This is a genomic window from Lysobacter sp. 1R34A (genome assembly GCF_051217035.1).
Lineage (GTDB): Bacteria > Pseudomonadota > Gammaproteobacteria > Xanthomonadales > Xanthomonadaceae > Lysobacter.
Window position 1 is genome coordinate 1 of sequence record NZ_JBPKJP010000072.1, and the last position, 23048, is coordinate 23048.

Here is a 23048-nt window from a genome sequence, read left to right on the forward strand (position 1 = left end):
GCGCAGGGCCGCGATGGCCGCCTCGACATCGGCGGCGCGGCCGCTGAGCAGCAACCAGGCCGCGATCGCCGCGGCGCTGCGCGAATAGCCCAGCGCGCAGCAGACCAGGACCTCCCCGCGCCGACGCAGGCGCTCGATGTCCTGCGCCGCCTGCCGCAGCTGCGCCGGCGTCGGCGCGACCAGATCCAGCATCGGCCGCACCGCATCGCCCTCGCGCCATACCGGCAGCGACAACTCGGCGCTGCAGTCGACGACCGCGGCGAACCGATCGCGTTCGCCCGCGCCCGGCAGGCGGCCGAGCCAGACGCCGCCTGCGACCGCCACCGGTTGCGGCGCGTGCCGCGTCCACCAGCGCGAATTGAGCCAGGCGCCGAGCAGGTAAGGCGCATACAGCCAGCGCGCCGCCAAGCTCAGGCGGCCGTCGGCGCGCTTCTGGAACCCGTTGGCGCCGAACAGCGCGTAATTCGCGGCCACCATCGCCAGCGACCAGGCCGGCCACAGCAGCCACCAGGCCGCCCCGCCGAGCGACCATGCCGCGAACACGCACGCCGCCGCGCCGGCGCAGTAAACCGCCGCCAACTGCCAACGCTGCCGATCGCGCGCGACCGCCGCGCCGCGCCACGGGGCGGCGACGCGTTCGGGCCACAGCCACACGCACAACCAGCCGGCGAGCAGGCCGGTCGGAATATCGATGAAGTGATGCTGGAAGGTGGTCAGCACCGACACGCCGATCAAAGCGAACCACGCGTGCAACAGCCAGCGCCAGCCGCCGCGCAGGTGCCGGGCGAACCTCACCCACAACACGATCAGCAGCACGATGTGCAAGGACGGCGCCTGGTTGAAGGGTTTGTCGAAGCCCAGCAACACGTCGAACAACCAGCCGAACAGGCCGTCGCTGTCGGGACGTTCGAAGGTGTAGCGCAAAGGCCACAGCAGGAAGCAAGCGACCGCTATCGCTTGCGCGGTCAACAGGCGCAGCGCCTGGATATCCAGCTCGCGGCGGTCGCGGCAGACGAACAGCGAGATGCCGTAGAACAGGTCGATCGACCAATACGGCACGATGGTCCAGGCCCAGAACGGAATCGCCTGCTCCCAGGCGAAGACTATATGCGGCACCGCGCCGCGCGAGGCCGCGACCGAGTTGGCGTAGCCGTAGCTGAGAAAGAACAGCGGCCCCAGCAACGCCAGCCACAGCACAGCCCGTCCCCAAGGACGCGGCGCTGGCGCCGCGGTCACGCCTCGACCCGCTGCGCCAGCGATACGGTGAAGATGCCCCAGGCGTCGATGCGCTGGTCGATCTTGCGAAAGCCCGCCGCGGCGACCAGGTCGTCCATCTCCTGTTGGCTGCGGCGCCGCATCACCCAGGCTTCGCCGCCGCGGTGGCTGGTGAGGGCGCGAGCGATGAACTCGAGCTGCGGATGCCAGGGCTGGCCGGTATAGACCAGATAGCCGCCGGCCGGCACCGCCGCGGCCAGGCCGTCGAGCGAACGCCGCACCTGCTCGTTGTCGGGGAACAACTCGTACAGCCCCGACACCACCGCCAGGGTCGGGCGCGGGTCCAGCGCCGCCAGGGCGTTGCGATCGAAGGCATCGCCCTGGTCGAAGCGCGCGATCGCGCCGGCGCCGAGCTCATCGATCAGGGCGCGGCCCTGGTCGACGTTGAGTTCGCTGTAATCGCGCAGCCGGATCGAATCGGCGCGTTCGCTGCCGCCGGCCAGCGCCTCCAGCGCATAGCGGCCGTGACCGGCGGCGATGTCCACCGCATCGACCGGCAAGCCGGCCGCGCGCAAACGGCGCATGGCGATGCGCAGCAGCTCGTGCAGATGGGTGCGGCGCACGCGGATGCCGCGCCAGCCGATCGCCTGCAGATAGTTGCGGTCGATCATGCGGCCGAGCGGCCCGCTGCCGCGCGCCTGGTTGCGATAGATGTAGTCCAGGCTGCTGCCGGAATCGAAACCGGTGTCGATGCCGAGCTTGATGCCCTCGGAGAACCGGCCGCCGAAACGCAGGCCGGCGCGCACGAAACGCCAGCGCAGGTCGGCCAGCGACCAGCGCTGCGGCGGCCAGGACAGTCGCTCCGACTCGTCGAAACTCGGCCCGTGGCGGTGCGCATCGAGCAGGTCGGCGCGGCGCAGCGGCTCGGCGAAACGCGCCTGGACGAAGCTGCGAATGCGGTTGACCGCGGCGGCCCGGCCTTTTTCGCCGAGGGTGTCGTGATAGAAGTCCGCGAACAGATGGCGCTGCTTGATGCTGGAACCCAGACGCTCGTAGAAACGGTCCTGGGGCCCGCGATGCACCACGAAGTCGGCGCCCGACACTAGCAACTGGGTCGGCACCGTGATCGCCTGGGCGTCGGCGACGATGCGGTCGGCGGCCTCGTACAGGCCCAGCAACACCCGCACCGAAATCGGCCGTGCGATCAGCGGGTCGTTGCGATAGCTGGCGATGCGTTCGGGGTCGTGGCTCAGCCACTGCGGCTGGACGTAGCTGTTGACAAAGAAATTGCCCCGCAGCTTCTGCATCAGCTTCAGGCCCGGCCGCGCCCACGGCAGGTACAGCTTGACCTTGAAGGCCGGCGAGGCCAGCACCAGCGCGCGCAGCCGCGGCGCGTAGTCGTGGACCCAGGTCGCCGCGACCACCGCGCCGACGCTCTGCGCGACCAGCGCGATCTGCTCCACGGCGATGCCATGGACTTCGGCGATATGGGCGATGAAGCGATCGAGATCGCGGACCAGGGCCTCAAAGCCCGGCGCATCGCCGCGCTCGCCCGGCGAGCGGCCGTTGCCGCGCGCGTCCCAGGCGAAGAAATCGCAGTCGTTGAGGTTCAACTCGCCGACCAGATGGGCGACCCGGCCGGAGTGCTCGTGGCCGCGGTGCAGCAGCACGACCGCGCGGCGCGGCTGTCCCGGCGCGGCTTCGGTCGCCGGCCAGTGGCGATAGAACAGCGAGGTATCGTCGAAACTCGAGTACTGGCGTTCCTGATGTTCCCTCATGCTTGTTCTCCTTGTCGTTGCCCGTCCTTGCCTGGCGCGACCTGGTCTGGCGCGGCCTGGTCCGGCGCGGCCTCGTGCCGCAACCCGGCGCGCACCCGGCGCACCACGGTCCATACGCACATCAGACCCATCAGGGCGAGCGCGAGTTCCGTAATCGTCGCGCCCACCCAGCCGCCGGCAAGCAGAACGCCGAGCAGCCCGATGCCGAAGGCGCGGTCGCTCTTGCCCATCGGCCCGTCGTAGCGGCGCGGCGCGCCGACCATCGAGCCGAGCACGCCGGCGTATTCGGTCAACGCGGCCAGCAGCACGAACCCGAACAACGGCGCCGCGGCGAGGCCCGGCACCGCCAACAGCGACAGATACAGCGCGCTGTCGGACACCACATCGCACAGTTCGTTGAGGTAGGCGCCCAGGCGCGATTGCTGGCCGAACTCGCGCGCGAGCATGCCGTCGATGGCGTTCATCGCCATGCGCAGGAACATCCACAGCGGCAACAGCGCGAACAGCCAGGGGCGTGCGCCGGCGCCCCAGGCGACCGCCGCCGCGACCGCGAGCGAGACCACGCCCGCCGCGACGGTGACCTGATTCGCGCTGACCCCCAGCGCATGCAGGCGCCGCACCAGCGGCCGCAGCAGCGCCTGGAAGCGCCCCTTCAAAGCGTAGATCGATGCCATTCCCTGTGCGTTCCGTACTGCCCGGCATGGGCCGTCGCGCATCAGCTTAGCCGTTGGCCGGGACGATGGCAGCGCCGCGTCCAAAGGCAGGGAGCGGCGACAGCAGATCGCCACTCCGCCCGAAACCGCGTCCATCCCCGCATGAACGGCCGGCTTCCGGCCCTGCGCGGCTATAATTCCCGCGCCTTCCGCTGCCCTGCCTCCCCGAATGACCTCCGATCGCCTGCCCGGCACGCCGGTTAAAATCCGCCGCGCCCTGCTGTCCGTGTCCGACAAGACCGGTCTCCTCGAACTCGCCCGGGCCCTGGCCGCGCGCGGAGTCGAACTGCTTTCCACCGGCGGCACCGCCAAGGCCATCCGCGACGCCGGCCTGGCCGTGCGCGACGTGTCCGAGGTCACCGGCTTCCCGGAGATGATGGACGGCCGCGTCAAAACCCTGCATCCGCTGGTCCACGGCGGCCTGCTCGGCCGCGCCGGCACCGACGATGCGGTGATGGCCGAACACGGCATCGCCGCGATCGACCTGCTGGTGCTGAACCTGTATCCGTTCGAGAAAGTCGCGGCCGATCCGGCCTGCAGCTTCGACGACATCATCGAGAACATCGACATCGGCGGCCCGGCGATGCTGCGTTCGGCGGCGAAGAACTTCGCCCGCGTCGCGGTGGCGACCGACCCGGCCCAGTACGCCGGCCTCCTCGCCGAGCTCGAGGCCGGCGACGGCGCGCTCAGCGCCAAGACTCGTTTCGCGCTGTCGGTCGCCGCATTCAACCGCGTCGCCCAGTACGACGCCGCGATCAGCAACCACCTCTCGGCGATCGCCGAAGACGGCAGCGCGCTGACCTTCCCGGCCCAGCACAACGCCAATTTCGTCAAGGTCATGGACCTGCGCTACGGCGAAAACCCGCACCAGCAAGGCGCGTTCTACCGCGACCTGCAACCGGTGGCAGGCACCCTGGCCACCTTCACCCAACTGCAGGGCAAGGAGCTGAGCTTCAACAACCTCGCCGACGCCGATGCGGCCTGGGAATGCGTGCGCCAGTTCGAGCGCCCGGCCTGCGTCATCGTCAAGCATGCCAACCCCTGCGGTGTGGCCGAAGGCGTGGCCTGCGGCGATGCCTACGAACTCGCCTACGCCACCGACCCGACCTCGGCCTTCGGCGGCATCATCGCCTTCAACACCCGGCTCGACGCGGCGACCGCCAAGGTCATCCTCGACCGTCAGTTCGTCGAGGTGCTGATCGCGCCCGACTACGAAGACGGCGCGCTCGACTACGCCAAAAAGAAGGCCAACGTGCGCGTGCTGCGCATCCCGCACGGCGAGGGCCGCAACCGGCACGACCTCAAGCGCATCGGCTCGGGCCTGCTGGTCCAGAGCAGCGACCTGCGCGAAGTCGGCCGCGACGAGCTCAAGGTGGTCAGCCGGCTCGCGCCGACCGACGCGCAACTGAGCGATCTGCTGTTCGCCTGGCGCATCGCCAAGTTCGTCAAGTCCAACGCCATCGTCTATGCGCGCGACCACCGCAGCATCGGCATCGGCGCCGGCCAGATGAGCCGCGTCGTTAGCGCCAAGATCGCCGCGCTCAAGGCCGAAGAAGCCGGCTTGATCGTGCCGGGCTCGGTGATGGCCTCCGACGCCTTCTTCCCGTTCCGCGACGGCATCGACGCCGCCGCCGCGGCCGGCATCAAGGCGGTGATCCAGCCGGGCGGCTCGATGCGCGACAACGAAGTCATCGCCGCCGCCGACGAGCACGGCCTGGCGATGGTCTTCACCGGCGTGCGCCACTTCCGTCATTGATCGAACGGCGCGGATGCGCTTGCATCCGCGCCGAGTCCGAACTCACGACTGCTTGCGCCCGCCCCTGGCCGCGCCATCTCCGCCATGAACCGATCGCCGTCGCGACACACGCTGGGCCGTTCGATCGCACGCAAGCTGCTCGTGCTGGCGCTGCTGTGCGTGGTCCTCGCCGCCTGGGGCGGCTGGCAGCACTCGCGCCGCCAGGCGGTCGCCAGCGAAGTCCTCGGCGATTACCGCGCCGACGGGCGTGCCGTCACCCTGCTGCTGGTCGAACCGGACGTGTCGTTGAACCTCGACGCCGGCCTGCGCCGCGACTCCACCGCGCGGCTCGCGCGCGCGCTCGAACGGCGCCTGAGCGACCTGGGTTACCGCACCCTCGCCCTGTCCGCGCGCAGCAACGAGGAACGCTTCGGCCAGACCGCGCAAGCCAGCGTCCGCAACGCCGCGATGCAACACCAGGCCCGCACTACCCAGGCGATCCGCGAGGCCGACGCACCGGTGCTGCGAGTGTCGCTCGAGGGCATGAAGCGCGACGGCCGTGAAATCGCCGAACAGGCCTACCGGCTCGAACTGCTCGACCCGCGGACCCTGCAGCCCGCCTGGCGCGCGACTCTGACCTGGCGCGAGGGCCGCTACCAATCGCTGGCCCTGCTCTGGCACCTGCGCCAGAACCGGCTGCCGCCGCCGCTGTGGGACAGCCTGGCCGACCTGGCCATGGCGCAGATGCGCGAGGACGGGGTGATTCGCGCCGAGGCGCTGATTCAGTAGCGCAGTCGCGGACGCGCCCGCTTTCAGGGCAGGAGCGGCGCAAGCCGCGACCGCTCGAAGCCTGGCCCCTCCGGCGCAACGCACTTCTCCGAAGCGACGTCCCGTCTGTTGAACCGGCTCTCCGGCCGGAGATCGCGGCTTGCGCCGCTCCTACCCGAAGCCTCGCCGCGCCAGGTTTGCCATGCAGCGTTCGCCCCGCCCCCTGCCTGCGCGTAAAATCGGCGACTGTTGTCCTTATCCCGCTGGAGCACGCATGAAGATCCTCGTTATCGGTTCCGGCGGGCGCGAACACGCGCTGGCCTGGAAGCTGGCCCAGTCGCCGCGCATCGACGAGGTGCTGGTGGCGCCTGGCAATGCCGGCACCGCGCACGAGGAGAAATGCCGCAACGTCGCGGTCGCCGCCACCGACATCGACGGCCTGCTCGAGCTCGCCGCCGGGGAAGACGTGGCGCTGACCGTGGTCGGCCCCGAAGCCCCGCTGGTCGCCGGCGTGGTCGACCGCTTCCGCGCCGACGGACGCCGCATCTTCGGGCCGACCGCCGCCGCGGCCCAGCTCGAAGGCAGCAAGGCCTTCGCCAAGGATTTCCTGGCCCGCCACGGCATCCCGACCGCGTACTACGCCGTGCACACCGAAGTCGACGCCGCGCTGGCCTATCTGCGCGAGAAAGGCGCGCCGATCGTGGTCAAGGCCGACGGCCTCGCCGCCGGCAAGGGCGTGATCGTCGCGATGACCCTGGAAGAAGCCGAAGCCGCGGTGATCGACATGCTGTCGGGCAACGCCTTCGGCGCGGCCGGCGCGCGTGTGGTGATCGAGGAATTCCTCGATGGCGAAGAAGCCAGCTTCATCTCGATGGTGGACGGCAGGCACGCGCTGCCGATGGCGACCTCGCAGGATCACAAGCGCGTCGGCGACGGCGACACCGGCCCCAACACCGGCGGCATGGGCGCCTACTCGCCGGCGCCGGTGGTCACCCCGGAAGTGCACGAGCGGGTGATGCGCGAAGTGGTGATGCCGACGGTCGACGGCATGATCGCCGACGGCGTGCCGTTCACCGGTTTCCTCTACGCCGGCCTGATGATCGACCAGGCCGGCGCGCCCAAGGTCATCGAGTTCAACGTCCGCTTCGGCGACCCGGAGACCCAGCCGGTGATGCTGCGCCTGGACTCGGACCTGCTCGACCTGGTGGAGGCCGCGCTCGACGGCCGCCTCGACCGCGTGCAGGCGCAATGGAGCCCGCGGCCCTCGCTCGGCGTGGTCATGGCCGCGGCGAATTACCCGGAAACGCCGCGGGCCGGCGACGTCGTCCATGGCCTGACCGCGCCGCAGCCGCCGCATGCCAAGGTGTTCCAGGCCGGCACCAAACTCGGCCCCGACGGCGAAGTGCTGACCGCCGGCGGCCGCGTGCTGTGCGTTTGCGCCCTCGGCGACGACGTCGCCCAGGCCCAGCGCGAGGCCTACGCCGCCCTCGCCAAGATCCGCTGGGACGGCGAATTCCATCGCAACGACATCGGCTGGCGCGCGATCGAACGCGAGCAGGCGGCGAAGGGCTGAGCGCTGAGTTTCATCCATCGCTGCGCATAAACCGAAACGGACGGAAAAGCTCCTCTACCGGCCGTTTCTCTGCCCCTGGCGGTTCGGTCGCGACTCACGTCGCTCCTACACGAGCCAATGCAGCTCAGGGTAGGAGCGGCGCAAGCCGCGACCACGGAACGCGCAGAAACGACAACGCCGCCGTCATCCATCGAAACCGCGAACCATCGCGTGCAAACCGGCGCAAGCCGCCACATGACCGCTCCAAGAAACAGCGTGGCTTCACCCGATCAAGCCACGCCGCTACGTCGCAATCGGCGCTCCAAACCAAACGCCTAGCGCTTCCGCCATCCCCGCATCGCCGCCGTCGCCGACCCAGGCCACATACCCGTCCGGCCGGATCAACACCGCCGACGGCGCCGGCACGACACCCTCGGCAGGCAACTCCCAGGCGCCGTCGTAAGCGGCCTCGACCCGGCGAACCCGGTCCGCCCACGCGCCGATATCGATGCTGCCGCCCACAGCGAAATCGAGCAGCAGCGGCCGCGCTTCATGCAGCAGGGCATGCGCCCGCACCGCCTCGCCGGCTACGACCAGGTCCAGATCCGGCATGCGCTGTCCGAGCAAGGGATGCCCGTCGCCGAAGTCGTAACGAATCCCCAGCCCCGACAACTGCGCCGCGAAGCGCCGGCGCGGCTCGTCCATGCCGAGCAACTCGGCGACGGTCTCGCGCAAGGCGGTCGTGCGCTCATCGCCGCGGCGCAGCGCGATCGACGCCATCGTAGTGCGCAGCACCCGCGCCGCGACCGGGTGACGCTCGGCGTGATAGCTGTCGAGCAGGCTGTCCGGCGACAGTCCCTTGACCACCTGCGCCAGTTTCCAGCCCAGGTTCACCGCATCCTGCACCCCGAGCTGCAGTCCCTGTCCGCCATCGGGCGCATGCACGTGCGCGGCGTCGCCGGCCAGCAGTACGCGCCGCTCGCGATAAGCCGCGGCCTGCCGCGTCGCATCGGTGAAACGCGAAATCCAGGTCGGGCTGTGCACGCCGTAGTCGGTGCCGCACACCGCGATCAGCGCAGCACGCAGGTCCTCCAGGGTCGGTTCGCCGCCGGCGCCGACCTGCGCCTCGGTCAGCATCACCCGCACCGGCCCGGTGTCGGCGTAGACGACTTTGCCGTCGCGGATCTCGTAATCGGCGCGGCCGAAGGAATGGATGCCGAAGTCGCTGCGATGCACACCCAAGGGCGGCGTCTGCGCCATCTCGACCTCGGCGATCAGATGACTGGTCGTGGCGTCCCAGCCGGGAAAATCGATACCGGCCGCCTTGCGCACCCGGCTGCGCCCACCGTCGCAGCCGACCAGATACTGCGCCTGCAAACGCGTGTCGTCCGACAAGACGACCTCGACGCCGGCTTCGTCCTGCGCCAGGCCTACGACCTCGCATCCGCGCAGGATCTTCACGCCGAGTTCGTCGACCCAGCCGGCGAGAATCCGTTCGATGCGGTTCTGCCACAGCCCGAGTCCGTACGGATGGCGAGTCGGAAAGCCGGTCAGGTCGAAGGTCACCCCGGCGAAACCGGCAACCTGCGCTACCTGTCCCTCGGCGAGAAACCGATCGACGATCCCGCGCTGATCCAGCACTTCCAGGGTGCGCGCATGCAACCCGCCCGCACGCGACCCGACCAGTTCCTGGCTCGCACGCCGCTCGACGACCGCCACATCGACTCCGGCCAGGGCCAGCTCGCCGGCCAGCATCAGGCCGGTCGGCCCGCCGCCGGCGACGATCACCTCATGCCGAGCCGCCGCGCGCTCGTCGCTCTCGCCGTCGACGGCTTCCGCACGATTGCGAATCGCCGCCGCGGCCTCGTCCGCACGCCCGTGTTCGGCGTGCTCCCGCACCGCCCATTTCGATGCCCACATGCTCATAGCCCGTCTCCCGGTTGCGTAGCCTCGCTACGGCGGGCGATTGAGCACCACGCCCGGGGGCTTGCCGCAAGCCCCGGGTGGGATAAGATATTGGCAGGGACGAAGCACCCTCGTTTTCCAGGTCGCCTCCGCCTCCTTGCAGGAGCGGCGTGAGCAGCCACTGAAACACGCATAAGCAGCGGTTTCACCGTCATCGATCGACGCCAGCGATCAAGGGTAGGAGCGGCGCGAGCCGCGACCAAGGGACGCGCAAAATCCGCCGCCTGTCCCGCCGAACATCGAAGCCGCGCAGGCCCAGGCCCGATTCCGCGCCGTCCCCCTGAAGGCGAGCCAGAAACCGCTACGCCACCCCTTCCTCCGGCGCCGGCTGCAAGGCCACCACCACTTCCTCCAACTCCGCGATTTCCTTCTCCAGGGCGTCGTACAGTTCGCCCTGTCGCGTCATCAGCTCCTCGATGTTTTCCGCCTGCTTCAACTTCTTCAGCTCGCCGTCGAACAACAGCCACTGCGCCGTCAACTGTTCGACGTAGTTCTTCGCGTAGTGGCGCATCTCCTTGAGCTGGGTCAACGCCGCATTGACCTGGTCCAACGGTGTCTTGGTATCCGCAGTCATATCCACGTCCTCTTCAACTAAGGTGCCGGCCCCAGGGTAATGAGGCCTTGCGGGCTCGACGTGAAATTCCTTGCGACGGCCTGCACCCGTTCAGGCTGCTGACGTTCACCCGGCGCCGACATTTCCGAACGCGCACCGCCATCGAATCGCGGCGCTGCAGCCATTACGGGAATCGGATACTCAGGGGACCGTTTCGAAACGGATGGACGATGCGGGACATCGAAACCGCAGTCGCACCGGGCTGGCCGAGAAACTCCTGCACGTCCCCATCGCGATCGGCATGGATCCACCCGATCGCGCCTGGACGGAAGCGATCTGCCTGTCGCTGGCCCGGCATCCGGATTTCCAACGTCGGGGCAATGCCATTCTCGGGTTCGGCCATCTTGCCCGCGCCTGCGGCCGTCTCGACCCCGGCCCGCATCGTGCCCGCAATCGCCGATGCATTGCACGACCAAAGCGCGCACGTCCGCGGACAGACCGAGAATGCCGCGGACGACCTGTCGCATTACCTCGCACTCCGGGTGCCGGGCCATCTCGCCTGACCGATCCGGCGCACGGCCGGAACCGAAACATCGCCATCGCCGGCCGCTTCGACCACGACGCGCTAACTCGCGTCGTCTTACACTGCCGGCCCATTCGCTACGCCAAGGACACGCATCCATGTCGCCGACGGTCGCAGAAGGCGCCTACATCGCCATGAGGCTGGGCGAAGCCCTGGCGATCCTGGTCGGGGCCTGGCTGTTGACCACGCTGCTGCGGCAATTGGTGCGGCGGATCTGCCTCCGCTACGACATCGCGCCGGCGTTCGGGCTGGGCCTGCGGCGGGTGCTGAGCACCTTGATCTACATCGGCGCGCTGCTGTTGTTCCTCAACCGGCTCGGCATTTCCGGCTCGGTGGTGTGGACGACGCTGACCGGCTTCGTCGCTGTCGGCGCGGTGGCGTTCTTCGCCGCCTGGAGCGTGCTGTCGAACATCTTCTGCGCGTTCCTGATCCTGACCACGCGGCCGTTCCGGCTGTACGACTACATCGAGCTGCTGGAAAACGGCGACAAGCCGGGGCTGCGCGGGCGGGTGATCGACATCAATTTCATCTACACCACCTTGCAGGAGATCCATGCCGACGGCGAGGACTCGGTGCTGCAGGTGCCCAACAGCCAGTTCTTCCAGCGCACCACGCGCCGCTGGCGGCAGGAGCCGGCCTGGAGCCGGGTCGCGCGCGAGGAAGCCGGCAGCGCGGCCGATTGGCAGGACGCAGCCGGGCGCTGAGCGAAAGCGACGGCAGGAGCCCCTGTCCCCTCTCGCAAAGGCGAACCGCACAGGTCGAGAGGGAGCGGCAACCACGGGTTCGAGAACCCGCAAAGGCCGTCGCGGGCGGCAACCACCGCAAGCGGCAGGACCGCTAGGCCAGGACGGTGCGTCCAGGGGCCGTAGCTTCGCGGTCTAGTTTTCCGCTACTCCGCCCCTCCCGCTACACGGCACCGGGACGGGTTTGTTAGGCTCGCCCGGCGAATCCTTCGCGCGAGCCGCACATCGACGTGCGGGTTTGATCGGACAAGCAGGACGGCATGGCGCACAACCAGTTCGCGTTGCTCACCCAACGGCGTTTCCTGCCGTTCTTCCTGACCCAGGCCCTGGGCGCCTTCAACGACAACGTCTATCGGCAGGCGATCATCGGCTTGCTGTTCTACCTCGGCGTCAGTCCCGAGCAGCGCACGCTGTACACCAATCTCGCGCCGGCGCTGTTCATCCTGCCCTACTTCCTGTTCTCGGCGACCGCGGGCCAGATCGCCGAGCGGCTCGAAAAACACAAGCTGATCCGCATCACCACGACCATGGAGATCGCGATCATGTCGCTGGCCGCGGTCGGGTTCCTGACCCAGAACCTGCCGGTGCTGCTGGTCGCGCTGTTCTGCACCGGCCTGCAGTCGACCCTGTTCGGCCCGGTCAAGTATTCGATTCTGCCCTCGGTGCTCAAGCCCGAGGAACTCACCGGCGGCAACGGCCTGGTCGAGATGGGCACTTCGATCTCGATCCTGGTCGGGATGATCTTCGGCGGCCTGATCTTCAAGCTCGCCGGCAGCCAAGGCCCGGTGGTCGCGGCCAGCGCGATCGTCGTCCTGGCGATCACCGGCAACATCGTCAGCCGCCTGATCCCGCGCGCCGACGCCGGCGAACCGGGACTCAAGATCAACTGGAACCCGATCCCCGAGTCGGTCAAGGTCCTGCGCATGACCCGGCGCCAGCCGGCGGTGCGCAACTCGGTACTCGGCGTGTCCTGGTTCTGGTTCGTCGGCACGGTGCTGACCTCGCAACTGCCGACCTATGCGGTCGACAACCTCGGCGGCGCCGAGACGCTGTACATCTTCGCCCTGGCCCTGTTCTCGGTCGGCACCGGTGTGGGCTCGATGCTGTGCGAACGGCTGTCGGCGCGCACGGTCGAGATCGGCCTGGTGCCGCTCGGCGCGTTCGGCATGAGCGCCTTCATGGTCGATCTGTTTTTCGCCCGCAGCGGCGCGGCGACGGCCAGCGGCCTGGAGGTCGCCGGGTTCATCGCCCAGCCGGGCAGTTGGCGAATCGTCATGGACCTGGTCGGCATCGGTGTGTTCGCCGGTTTCTTCGTCGTGCCGCTGTTCGCGCTGATCCAGAACCGCACGCCGAAGAACGAGCTGTCGCGCGTGATCGCCGGCATGAACATCCAGAACGCCGCCTTCATCGTGTTGGCCGCGGCGCTCGGCGTGGTGGTGCAGAAGCTCTTCCACTGGACCATCCCGCAGATCTTCCTGGCCCTGGCGATCGCCAACGCGCTGGTCGCGATCTACATCTTCACGATCGTGCCCGAGTTCCTGATGCGCTTTTTGAGCTGGGTGTTCGTGCGCACCCTGTACCGGTTGCGGGTATCGGGCACCGAGCGCATCCCCGACGAAGGCGCCGCGCTGGTGGTGTGCAACCACGTCAGCTACATGGACGCGCTGATCCTCAGCGCGAGCATCCCGCGTCCGGTGCGCTTCGTCATGTACTACAAGATCTTCAACATCCCGGTGATGAGCTGGATCTTCCGCACCGCCAAGGCGATCCCGATCGCCGGCGCGAAGGAAAACCCGGAGGTGATGCGGCGCGCGTTCGAGGAAATCGAGGCCGCGCTCGACGACGGCCAGTTGGTCGGCATCTTCCCCGAGGGCGCCCTGACCAAGGACGGCGAGATCGCCAAGTTCAAGTCAGGCGTCGAACATATCCTGGACAAGCGGCCGGTGCCGGTGATCCCGATGGCGCTGCGCGGCATGTGGTCGAGCATGTGGAGCCGGCGCAACGCGCGCGCCGAGGGCGGCCGCCTGGCGCGGATGCGTCTGCCGCGGCGTTTCCGCGCCCACGTCGAAGTGGTCGCCGATGCGCCGGTCCAGGCGGACACCGTCACCGCCGAGTCGCTGGAAGCGCGGGTGCGCGCGCTGCGCGGCGACCGCGCCTAGCCGCACCTGTCGGCACGCGGGCCTGATCGGGAAGGGCGCGCCGGGGAGTGTCGGGCCGCGGGCGCGCTGCTAGGATGCCCCGACCGCCGCGTCGCGGCATCCATCGTTCGAAAGGGGGATCTCATGAATCAGCCGACCGCCGGAGCACCGGTTTCGCCGTACCCGAATTACCTCGCCTGGTCGATCACGGTCACCGTGTTGACCTTCTGCCTGTGCTGCATCGTCGGCTCGATTCCCGGCATCGTCGCGATCGTCTACGGCAGCCAGGTCAACAGCAAGTATGCCGCCGGCGACGAAGCCGGCGCGCGCCGCGCTTCGGAAAACGCGAAGATCTGGACCTGGGTCGGCACCGGCCTGGCCGTGCTCGGCCTGATCTGGATGATCGTGTCGTTCTTCATCAACGGCGCCTCGTTCCTGTACGGCGATGCGCTGCAGGAACTCCAGCGCTTGCAGACGCGCTGATCGGTCGAGCCCGTCGCAGTCGATACGATGAAAGAGCGATCGCGTCACCTCGCGCTCGCCGCGACCGCCGCAGCCGCCACGGCCGCGGCGGCCGCCGGCGTGTGGGTGCTGCGGCGCTTCGATCCCAGCGCCGCCGGCAGCCCGTTGCCGGGCTGCGTATTCTACGAGGTCACCGGCCTGTACTGCCCCGGTTGCGGCATGACCCGGGCCCTGCACGCGCTGGTGCATGGCGACCTCGCCCAGATGCTGGCGATGAATCCGCTGCTGCCGTTGCTGATGATCGCGGTGCCCTTGCTGGCGCTGCAGGGCTTGGGCTATCGCTTGCCGTTGCCGAAGGCGGTCGTCGCCACCCTGACCAGCGCCAAATTCTGGATCGGCCTGCTGCTGGGTTTCTGGTTGCTGCGCAACCTGCCGTGGTGGCCGTTCGCCTGGCTCGCGCCGGGCTGATCGCGCGCCGCCGTGCGGCGCGCCTCAAAAGCGATAGGTCGCGCTGACCAGGTAATAGCGCCCGACCGGGTCGTCGTCGACGATGCTGTAGCCGCCCGGGCTTTCGTCGTAGTTGACCGGCCGGTGGTCGCTCAGATTGCTGACGTTGAGGCTCAGCAGCCAATGCTCGAAGCCGCCGTAGGCGATGTTCAGATCGGTCACGGTCGCGCTGGGCGTGCGGCATTTGCCGCTGACCTGCCAGGTCTCGTAGCAGCTCTTGGTGGGGTCGCCGAAGTCGACCTTGGCCGGGCCCATGTAGCGCAGGTTGAGGGTGGTGATCCAGTTGCGGTAGCTCCACTGCACGCTGCCGAGCGCGCTGCGGTTCGGCGTGGTGTAGCCGGCGTAGTCGAGCGCATCGACCGTCGGATGCGAGCGGCGGATCAGGTGGTCGAGGTAATGGCCGTTGAGGCGCAGCGCGAACTTGCCCAGGCGCGCGGTCTCGAAGCGGTAGTCGGCATCGAACTCCCACCCGCGCACGTCGGTGCTGCCGACGTTGTCGAGGTACAGGTTCACGCCGGTCAGATAACCGTCGGAGTCGCGCACCAGGGCCTCGGGGTACAGCTCCGGCCTTTGCAGCGAATTGATCACCAGGATCTCGTTGTTGCGGCGGATGCGGTAGTGGTTGAGAGTCAGGCTGAAGGCGTCGGTCGGCGACCAGATCACGCCGACGGTCCGGCTGTGCGAGGTTTCCGGCTTGAGCCTGGAATTGACGGTCGCCTGCTTGTCGACCAGGCAATCGGTCTCGCTGACCTGGATCAGGCAGGGATCGGTGGCCGGATTCCACGGCACGATCTCGGTATCGCCGAAGGTCATCGGCCGGCGCATCTCGAACAGGGTCGGCGCGCGATAGCCTTCGCCGACCGAGCCGCGCAGGGTCAGGCTCTGCAACGGCGACCATTTGAACCCGGCCTTCGGCGAGACCCGGCTGCCGTGGCCGCCGTTGTGGTCGACCCGCCAGGCCGCGTCGATCGACAGGCTTTCGTGCAGCGGCAGGTTCATCTCGGCGTACAGCGCGGAGTCGTAGCGGTGCGAATTGCGCGTCTCCATCTTCTGCGCCAGGGCCACCTCGCCGCGCATGAACGCCCCGCCGGGGCGGCTGCGCAGGCGTTCGCGGCGCGCCTCGGCGCCGACCGCGACGGTGGCGTCGCCGGCCGGCATCGCGAACAGCGGGCCGTCGAAGTTGGCCACCACGCTGTCGAGGATGACTTCGCCGCCGAGGGTGTTCTGCGGCGAGATCTCCTCGATCACTTCCTCGGTGTTGGCGTTCTTGGTGAAGCTGAATTTTTCCGCCTCGACCGCCTCTTCGAGCTTGGGCTCGTCGATCAGGCCGTCGATGCGGTTGAGCACCTTGTTGCGGCGCTGGGCCAGGCTGAGGTCCCACTCCCAGCGCCCGCGATAGCCGCGCAAACCCAGGGTCGAATCGCGGGTGGTGGTGGTGGTGCGGTTGCGCACCGGCCCGACTTCGGAGAAGGCGTAGGCCAGCGGCAGGACCGGCATCGGCGCGAACGCATCGGGGCTGTCCTCGGGCAGGCTCACCAGGCCGTAGAACGGCGCGTTCTGCATCTCCAGCACCACCCGGGTCGCGCGCACGTCGGCGTAGAGCTCGCTGTGGCTGCCGACCGGCTGGCGGTAATGGCCGTAGAACGCGGTGCTGGTGATGCCCGGCTGCAGGCTGACGTAGCGCGCGCGGTCGAGGCTGCAGGCCTGGCCCTCGCTGCCGGTGTCGAGGTCGTCGCAGCCCTTGATCGGCACGTAGTAGTTGCCGAAGTAGTAACCGAACGGAATGCGCGCGTCCCGCAGCCCGGCCTGTTCCTGGTCGACCGTGCTCCAGGCGCGCTGGCTGCCGACCAGCGGGTTGCGGGTGAAGTGGTCGCCGCTCAGGAACACGTTGCCGCCGCCGCGGGTCGGCAGGCCGAGGTTGACCGACAAGCGCTGCTGCTCGGCGTCGCCGCGTTCGGACACGCCGAAGTTGGCGGTGACTTCGCCGCCGCTGTAATCCTTCTTGAGGATGATGTTGACCACGCCGGCCATGGCGTCGGCGCCGTAGATCGCCGAGGCGCCGCCGTGCAGGATCTCGATGCGGTCGATCATGCTCAACGGGATGCCGTTGAGATCGCTGAGCGCGCCCATGTCGGTGGAGACCAGGCCGTAATTCGCGATGCGCCGGCCGTCGACCAGGAACAGGGTCGCGCGCGGGCCGAGCGAGTACAGGCTCGAGGACGCCGCCGCGGCCGAGGGGACCTGCGAGGCGCCGCCGGCGGTGGCGACGTCGCGCGGGTGGTGGCCGGTCATGCCCGGCATCAGCCGCAGCAGGTCGAACAGGGTCTGGTGCCCGCTCGAGCGGATCTGCTCGCGGGTGATGATGGTCAGCGGGGTCGAGGTCTGGAAGGCCGAGCGCGGGATGCGCGTGCCGGTGACGTGGACGGTGTCGAGCTGGGTCGGCGAACTCGGCCCGGAGACCTCCCGCCGCACGGTCGCACGAGGGGCCGCGACCGGTCGCGGCCTGGGCACCGCCTGCAGCAAGTAGGTATTGGCGTTTACGGCCACCGCGGTGAGGCCGGTGCCCTGCAGCAAGCGTGCCAGTGCGTCGCGCGCCGAGACATGGGCATTCAGGCCGCTGCTGCGGCGGTTCGCGACCAGCGAGGGGGAATAGAGAATCTGCACGCGGCTTTGGGCCGCGAAGGCATTGAGCGCATCATCCAGGGCGCCTGCCTGGATGCGGTAGCCATCTGCCGTGAAATCGCCTTTGGGCGCCTGGTAGGCCCCAACTTCAGGCGCGAATGTCAGCGCGACGGAAACGATGAACGCATGGGAAATCTTGACCATCCACCAACCGCATCGATCAGACCAGAGCGGAACTCGGCGCCCCCCGTTGACGGCGCTGTCCAACCATAGCATCGACGCGGCCCACCGGGGCCGGTCAGCCGGACTTGCGGCGCAGGACGATGTCGCCCTCGTCGTTCCGCTCGCCCTTGAGCGACCAGCCGCGCTCCAGGACTTCCAGCAAGGAGGCCTGGTCGCCGATGTGGAACACGCCGCTGACCGGGATCTCGCCCAGGCCGGGCTCGCCGAGGCGCAGCTTGGTGGCCGAGTACCGGTTCATTTCCAGCAGCAGGGCGTCCAGGCGGCGGTTCTTGAACACCAGGTTGCCGGCCGGCCAGGCCTGCGCGGCCTTGACGTCCAGCGGTTCGGCGGCGCCGAGGCGGCCGCTGTCGTCGTAGCTGAGCTGCTGGCCCGGCTGCAGCGTGCTGGAGGCCTGGGCGACCCCGCCGGAGACGATCACCGAGCCCTCGATCAGGCCGACGCTGACCGTCGCGTCGGTCTTGTGCACCTGGAAGGTGGTGCCGATGTCGCGGATCTCGCCGCGACCGGCCTTGACCAGGAACGGACGCGCCGGATCGGCGGCGACCTCGAAGCGGACGCGGCCGCGGTCGAGCACCACTTCGCGGCCGCGCTCGCTGAAGCGCGCGACGATCGCCGAGTCGGTGTCGAGCAAGACCCGGGTGCCGTCGGCCAAGCGCAGCGAACGCTGCTCGCCGACTGCGGTGGCATGGCGTTCGTCGGCGACCGGCGCCGGCGCGGTGCGCAGCCAGGTCACTCCGACCACGGTCGCGACCAGCAGCGAGGCGGCCAGCGCGGTCGGCGCCCACCAACGCGAGCGCGCCGCTTCGCGGCCGGTGGCGCGCCAGGCGATCCGCGCGGCCGCCTGCAGCATCTCGTCGCCGGCCAGGGCCGCGGCGAGTTGGTGGGTACGCTCGGCGCGCACGTAGTCGTCGACGTGCCGCGGCGACTCGTCGAGCCAACGATCGAACTCGGCGCGTTCCTGCGCCGTGCACTCGGGCGAGGCGAGCCGCGCCACCCACGCTTCGGCGCGGCCTTCGCCGGAAAGCGCCGTGTTCGGATCCATCGATGTGGGAGTTGATGTCTTCATGGTGCTTGTAAGTTCTCGAAGCCGCTGTCCTTCATGCGTGCGCGCAACAGCGCGAGCGCCCGGCCGATATTCTTCTCCACCGCCTTTACAGAAATACCGCAATGGCGAGCGATCTGTGTGTAACTCATGCCGTTGATGCGGTTGAGCAGATAGATCTGCCGACTGCGCATCGGCAGTTGCATGATCGCCGCGCGCACCAGCGCCAGTTCCTGCTCGGTCGCCACGCGCTGATCGTGGGTGGGCTCCTGCGAAGGCAGCGCGTGATAGTCCTCGTCGAGACTGACGTGCTCGGGCGCGTGCCGGGTCTTCTGGCGGCGCCCGCGGTCGTTGAGCGCGTTGATCGCGATGCGGTACATCAGGATCTTCAGCGCTTCGGCCGGCTGGTCGCGATAGCGCAGCATCCGCATCATCGTTTCCTGGGCGATGTCCTGCGCATCCTCGTGCGTCGCCGCGGATTTGCGCAGGAACGCGATCAACGGCTCGCGATGATCGCGCAGGAACACGATGAAATGATCGTCGTCCTGACGCGTCGGAGCGGGCTGGTTCGCCGCTGGAGAATCCTGACCCACGTCCACCTTCGTCCACGCTCCAGGAAATTGCTTCGATACTAGCCCAGGCGTGCCAGCCGGGTGAACGAAGCCCTGGCCGTCGTGCGCCGCGACGCCTGGCGCGAAACCGGCATGGATGATGGACGTGAAGCGATTCACCAGATCGAGTCCTCCGCAAACGTGAGGGCGCGCAGGCGCGATGCGAGACCGCTCGCTTACAGGGGTTCAGATCGTGACTACCGGACTCCTGTTGTCGCGTAACGGGTATTGCATCGCTCTGTCGCCGTAACCGTGCTGTCTGTCGCAGCCGCGCTGCCTGCGCGGCGGGTCGCCAGTGGTTCCGCAGCGCGCGGGTCCGTCCGCCCCCGAGGCTGGACCGGCGTTCGACCCGCCGGCCCGGCCGGGGGGAACGCGCTGTTCGCGCGGCTCGCAGGATTCCTGGAAACCTGTCCGTTCAAACGCAGGGCGAGCGGCGCCTCCCTACCCCATCCATGCGCAGGCGTCGGGTTTTGGCTAGCCGGTCTCAAACGGCAATCCGGCGGCGCTCGCCTCAGGCGACGAAACCGGCGATCACGAACAGCGCGAGGATCGCCAGCCAGACCAGCAGGCTGCGCCAGACCAGGCTCATCGCGTCGCGCAGTTCGGGCGCCTCGGACGTGGCCAGGGCGACGGCGGTGGTGGAGGCCACCCCGGATTCGCCGACGTAGTCGGCGGCCTCCTCGGCCAGCTCGCACTTCACGCTGGCGCGGGCGACCGCGCCGAGGAAACGGTTGTCGACGCTGAAACGCGCGCCGCCGGACTCGCGCCAGGCGCCGAGCACGGTGTCGAAGTTGCCGACCAGGGCCAGGGCCAGAGTCATCAGCTGGGCCACCGGCCAATCCAGCAGCGCCAGCAGGGTGCGCGCGCCGCCGAGGGTCTCGCCGGGCAACTGGCGCGAAGCCTCGCCTTCGGCCGCCAGTGCCACCAGGCGATAGCCGAGCGCGCCGACCGGGCCGAGCAGCAGGAACCAGAACAACACGCCGAACCAGCGCCGCAAGGCGTTGCGGAACACCGCTTCGACCAGCGAGCCGCCGTCCAGCGCGGGCGTGCCGCCTTCGGGCCAGAACCGCGCCGCGGCTTCGCGCCGGCTGGCGAGGTCGCGCGCCGAGGCCAGGGCTTCGACGTCCTGGTCGAGGTCGCGCGGGCCCCAGGCATAGAACAGCACGATGATGCCGAACAGCAGTCCGCCGAGCCCGATCAGGGGCTCGTCGAGGGCCAGTTGGAACAGGGTCACCGCGAGCAGCGGCGGCACCAGGGCCAGCGCCAGGCCCCAGCGCCCGCGCCAGAAGCTGTCTTCCGGCAGGCGGCTGTCGATCCAGCGCAGCCAGTCGCTGTACCAGCCGTAGTGACGCACCGACGCGGCCAGCGGCTGAGCGAGATGGCCGAGCACGAGCGCGACGACGGCGGCGATCAGCGTGACTGACATTGCGGCAACGCTCCTGGCATGGCGAAAAAATCCCGGTCCGATACGACCGGGATTCTAGCGCGACCGCGCGACGCCGCGTCCGCGGCAGGCGATGACGTCGGCGTATCGGTTCCGTACCGGCGCGCATGTCGCGAGCGCACCGGCAATGCGCTCGGCAGCATGGCTCTTGCCGGGATCAGCGCCCGGCGTCGGCCTCGGCGGCCAGCCGCCATTGGTCGATCAGCCAGCGCGAGATCGAAATGCTCGGCGACAACAGCGGGCCGTCGTCCTCGAGCGCGGCATCGCGCTCGCCCGGCGCCGCGGCGGCATCGCGTTCGCCGCGCGCGGAGGCGGCGCGAATCTCGTCGAGCGTGAACCAGCGCGCTTCTTCGAGTTCGTCGCCGACCTGCGGTTCGTCGGCCTCGGCGAGCGCGGCGAAGCCGAGCATCAGCGCGCCCGGGAACGGCCACGGCTGCGACCCCAGGTAACGGCAGCTGCGCACGCGCACGCCGGTTTCTTCCAGCACCTCGCGGGCGACGGTCTGCTCCAGCGACTCGCCGGGCTCGACGAAGCCGGCGATCACCGAATAACGTCGCGCCGGCCAACCGGTCTGGCGGCCGAGCAACAGACGCGCGCCGTCGCTGACCGCGACGATGACCGCCGGGTCGGTGCGCGGATAGTGTTCGCTGCCGCACTGGCCGCAACGGCCGAGCCAGCCGGCGCGCGAGAAGGCGACCTCGCCGCCGCATACGCCGCAATGGCGATGGCGGCTGCGCCAATGCTGCAGGGCGCGGGCCTGGGCGAAGGCGCTGGCCTCGAGCCAAGGCCAATGCGCGGCGGCGCTGCGCAAGTCGACCCGGCGCGGCGCATCGAAGGCGACCAGTTCGGCCTCGATCGCGAACCAGCCCTGCCCGTCCGCGCTCAGTCCGAGGAAAATCGCCGCGCCGACCCCGCCGGGGCCGTCGGTGAGTTCCGGACCGAGCGGCGCGCACAGACTGCCGTCCTCGTTGGCGAGGGCGTTGCCGGCGTTGTCGAGCACGATCACCCGCGCCTGCGGCCACAGGGCGGTCAGGGCATCGTCCTGGTCGCGCAGATGGTCGGCGCGATCGAGCGCGGCGCGCCAGGCCGAATCGGCCTCGACGAAAGCGAACGGCGTCATCCAGCGCTCCGCTCAGGGACAGGCTGCTTCGGCAAAGGCTGATTCAAGACAAGCGCCCCGAGAGAAAAGGCCAAGAGCTTCGAAGGAGAGTGTTCCGGCAACGCCCGCGCGCGCAACGCCGCAGGCTGCGCCGCGCCGCTCAGACGCCGAACGACGAGCCGCAGCCGCAGGTGGTCTTGGCGTTCGGGTTGCGGATCACGAACTGCGAACCGTGCAGGCTCTCGGTGTAATCGACCTCGGCGCCCATCAGGTATTGCAGGCTGAGCGGATCGACCAGCAGAGTCACGCCGTCGGTCTGCACGGCGAGGTCGTCCTCGCCCTGCTGCTCGTCGAACTCGAAGCCGTACTGGAAGCCCGAGCAGCCGCCGCCCTGGATGTAGACGCGCAGCTTGAGGGCGTCGTTGCCTTCCTCGGCGATCAGTTCGCGAACCTTGTTCGCGGCCGAGGACGAGAACTGCAGAGGCCGCTCCAGCGATTGATAGCCCGGTGCGGCGGAAAGAAGGGTGGTTTCCATGGGCAAAGGATGAGGGCCGCGCGGCGCGCATTCAAGCGCACCGGGCGAACACTGCGGATCAGCCGCCGGCACCGGTGTCGCGGGTGGCGTCGGCCCAGCTGAAGGATTGTTCGATCACCGCGCCCTTCTGCGGGGTCAGGCGCACGGTTACCCGCACCGGGGTCAGGCCGGGCGGCAGGAATACGTCGCCCTCGACCTGCTCGAAGTACTTGAACGAGTACGGCGTGCCGGGCGCGTCGGGCTGCTGGCGCAGGTCGGTCCAGAGCAGTTTCTCGAGCTTGCCGGCGCGGGTGCCCTCGAGTGCGAGGGTGACCCGGCCGGCGCTGACCGCGCCGCGATTGAGGTTCTGGGTCAGGGTGGTGGTGAAGTGCCAGGCCGACGGCGCGCCTTGCTGGGGCTGCATCTTCAGCGCATGCACGGTCAGGCCGCGGCGCTGACCGGTGGCGCCGACCAGGCGCTCGTAGAAGGCGACGTCGGCGCGCAGGCCGGCGATTTCCTCGTCGCGCTCGGCCAGAGCGCTCTGCAGGTCGCGGTTGGCCTGGCGGCTGATGCCGTCGGACCGGCCGAGCGTGGTGACGCGCTGGCGCAGGCTTTCGAGTTCGGCCTGCATTTGCCGCGGCGTCATCGCCGCGGCCCCGGCGGGCGGCGGCGCGGGTTCGTCGGGGGTGGTGAGCGCACGCCACAGGCCCCAACCGCCGAAGGCCAGGGCCACGGCGAGGGCCAGCCCGGCCAGCAGCCGG

General features: G+C 69.2%; 20 protein-coding genes. 7 read left to right on the plus strand and 13 right to left on the minus strand.

Translation table 11 applies throughout. The annotated features are described in order from the left end of the window. From ACSAMQ_RS14970 to ACSAMQ_RS14980, 3 genes are all read right to left on the minus strand, one after another. Nucleotides 1-1236, minus strand: a 1236-nt coding sequence (locus tag ACSAMQ_RS14970) for a phosphatase PAP2/dual specificity phosphatase family protein (protein ID WP_435396405.1), incomplete at its 3' end; no start/stop codon positions are given. Further along, nucleotides 1233-2993: a bifunctional alpha/beta hydrolase/class I SAM-dependent methyltransferase gene (locus ACSAMQ_RS14975; RefSeq protein WP_435396406.1), complete on the minus strand. Its 1761-nt coding sequence runs from the start codon at nucleotides 2991-2993 to the stop codon at nucleotides 1233-1235. The genes ACSAMQ_RS14975 and ACSAMQ_RS14970, both read right to left, overlap by 4 nt. Beyond that, nucleotides 2990-3667, minus strand: coding sequence for a CDP-alcohol phosphatidyltransferase family protein (locus ACSAMQ_RS14980; protein WP_435396407.1), 678 nt, complete (start codon nucleotides 3665-3667; stop codon nucleotides 2990-2992). Before ACSAMQ_RS14980 ends, ACSAMQ_RS14975 begins: the two co-directional genes overlap by 4 nt. Before the next feature lie 208 nt (nucleotides 3668-3875). Between ACSAMQ_RS14980 and purH the strand changes: the two genes are divergently transcribed. The 3 genes from purH to purD all read left to right on the plus strand — a co-directional run bounded on the left by purH (nucleotide 3876) and on the right by purD (nucleotide 7782). Beyond that, nucleotides 3876-5462, plus strand: a complete 1587-nt coding sequence (gene purH / locus ACSAMQ_RS14985; protein WP_435396408.1) for a bifunctional phosphoribosylaminoimidazolecarboxamide formyltransferase/IMP cyclohydrolase — start codon at nucleotides 3876-3878, stop codon at nucleotides 5460-5462. Between the two features lie 84 nt (nucleotides 5463-5546). Continuing rightward, complete coding sequence (locus ACSAMQ_RS14990; RefSeq protein WP_435396409.1) at nucleotides 5547-6230, plus strand: hypothetical protein; 684 nt, start codon at nucleotides 5547-5549, stop codon at nucleotides 6228-6230. 253 nt (nucleotides 6231-6483) lie between these two features. Further along, nucleotides 6484-7782 carry a phosphoribosylamine--glycine ligase gene (gene purD, locus ACSAMQ_RS14995; RefSeq protein ID WP_435396410.1) on the plus strand — a complete coding sequence of 433 codons (1299 nt, stop codon included), beginning with the start codon at nucleotides 6484-6486 and terminating at the stop codon, nucleotides 7780-7782. A gap of 282 nt (nucleotides 7783-8064) precedes the next feature. Here the strand turns inward: purD and ACSAMQ_RS15000 are convergent, their stop codons facing one another. The 3 genes from ACSAMQ_RS15000 to ACSAMQ_RS15010 all read right to left on the minus strand — a co-directional run bounded on the left by ACSAMQ_RS15000 (nucleotide 8065) and on the right by ACSAMQ_RS15010 (nucleotide 10682). Next, entirely contained in the window at nucleotides 8065-9687 is a 1623-nt protein-coding gene (locus ACSAMQ_RS15000; protein ID WP_435396411.1) for an FAD-dependent monooxygenase, read from the minus strand. 340 nt (nucleotides 9688-10027) lie between these two features. Beyond that, nucleotides 10028-10300, minus strand: coding sequence for a hypothetical protein (locus tag ACSAMQ_RS15005; protein WP_435396412.1), 273 nt, complete (start codon nucleotides 10298-10300; stop codon nucleotides 10028-10030). Between the two features lie 163 nt (nucleotides 10301-10463). Continuing rightward, nucleotides 10464-10682, minus strand: coding sequence for a hypothetical protein (locus ACSAMQ_RS15010; protein WP_435396413.1), 219 nt, complete (start codon nucleotides 10680-10682; stop codon nucleotides 10464-10466). Between the two features lie 278 nt (nucleotides 10683-10960). Here ACSAMQ_RS15010 and ACSAMQ_RS15015 point away from each other — a divergent pair, with 278 nt between their 5' ends. The 4 genes from ACSAMQ_RS15015 to ACSAMQ_RS15030 all read left to right on the plus strand — a co-directional run bounded on the left by ACSAMQ_RS15015 (nucleotide 10961) and on the right by ACSAMQ_RS15030 (nucleotide 14673). After that, nucleotides 10961-11566, plus strand: coding sequence for a mechanosensitive ion channel domain-containing protein (locus ACSAMQ_RS15015; RefSeq protein WP_435396414.1), 606 nt, complete (start codon nucleotides 10961-10963; stop codon nucleotides 11564-11566). A gap of 299 nt (nucleotides 11567-11865) precedes the next feature. After that, nucleotides 11866-13764 carry an MFS transporter gene (locus ACSAMQ_RS15020; RefSeq protein WP_435396415.1) on the plus strand — a complete coding sequence of 633 codons (1899 nt, stop codon included), beginning with the start codon at nucleotides 11866-11868 and terminating at the stop codon, nucleotides 13762-13764. A gap of 123 nt (nucleotides 13765-13887) precedes the next feature. Then, nucleotides 13888-14226: a CD225/dispanin family protein gene (locus ACSAMQ_RS15025; protein ID WP_435396416.1), complete on the plus strand. Its 339-nt coding sequence runs from the start codon at nucleotides 13888-13890 to the stop codon at nucleotides 14224-14226. A 27-nt stretch (nucleotides 14227-14253) separates the two neighbouring features. Next, nucleotides 14254-14673, plus strand: coding sequence for a DUF2752 domain-containing protein (locus tag ACSAMQ_RS15030; protein ID WP_435396417.1), 420 nt, complete (start codon nucleotides 14254-14256; stop codon nucleotides 14671-14673). Nucleotides 14674-14697: 24 nt separating this feature from the next. Here ACSAMQ_RS15030 and ACSAMQ_RS15035 read toward each other — a convergent pair whose 3' ends face one another. The 7 genes from ACSAMQ_RS15035 to ACSAMQ_RS15065 form a co-directional block, all read right to left on the minus strand. Then, entirely contained in the window at nucleotides 14698-17538 is a 2841-nt protein-coding gene (locus tag ACSAMQ_RS15035; RefSeq protein WP_435396418.1) for a TonB-dependent receptor domain-containing protein, read from the minus strand. Between the two features lie 94 nt (nucleotides 17539-17632). Continuing rightward, nucleotides 17633-18619 carry a FecR family protein gene (locus ACSAMQ_RS15040; RefSeq protein ID WP_435396419.1) on the minus strand — a complete coding sequence of 329 codons (987 nt, stop codon included), beginning with the start codon at nucleotides 18617-18619 and terminating at the stop codon, nucleotides 17633-17635. 20 nt (nucleotides 18620-18639) lie between these two features. Continuing rightward, a complete protein-coding gene (locus ACSAMQ_RS15045) occupies nucleotides 18640-19350 on the minus strand; it encodes an RNA polymerase sigma factor (RefSeq protein ID WP_435396420.1) in 711 nt (236 codons plus the stop codon). Between the two features lie 391 nt (nucleotides 19351-19741). Then, nucleotides 19742-20656: a regulatory signaling modulator protein AmpE gene (ampE, locus tag ACSAMQ_RS15050; protein WP_435396421.1), complete on the minus strand. Its 915-nt coding sequence runs from the start codon at nucleotides 20654-20656 to the stop codon at nucleotides 19742-19744. Between the two features lie 175 nt (nucleotides 20657-20831). Further along, the gene (gene nudC / locus ACSAMQ_RS15055; RefSeq protein ID WP_435396422.1) at nucleotides 20832-21794 is read right to left on the minus strand and encodes an NAD(+) diphosphatase; all 963 of its coding nucleotides are present in this window, start codon (nucleotides 21792-21794) and stop codon (nucleotides 20832-20834) included. A 139-nt stretch (nucleotides 21795-21933) separates the two neighbouring features. Next, complete coding sequence (gene erpA, locus ACSAMQ_RS15060; RefSeq protein WP_031371162.1) at nucleotides 21934-22308, minus strand: iron-sulfur cluster insertion protein ErpA; 375 nt, start codon at nucleotides 22306-22308, stop codon at nucleotides 21934-21936. A gap of 58 nt (nucleotides 22309-22366) precedes the next feature. Next, a partial coding sequence (locus tag ACSAMQ_RS15065; RefSeq protein ID WP_435396423.1) for a DUF6776 family protein occupies nucleotides 22367-23048 on the minus strand: 682 nt, incomplete at its 5' end.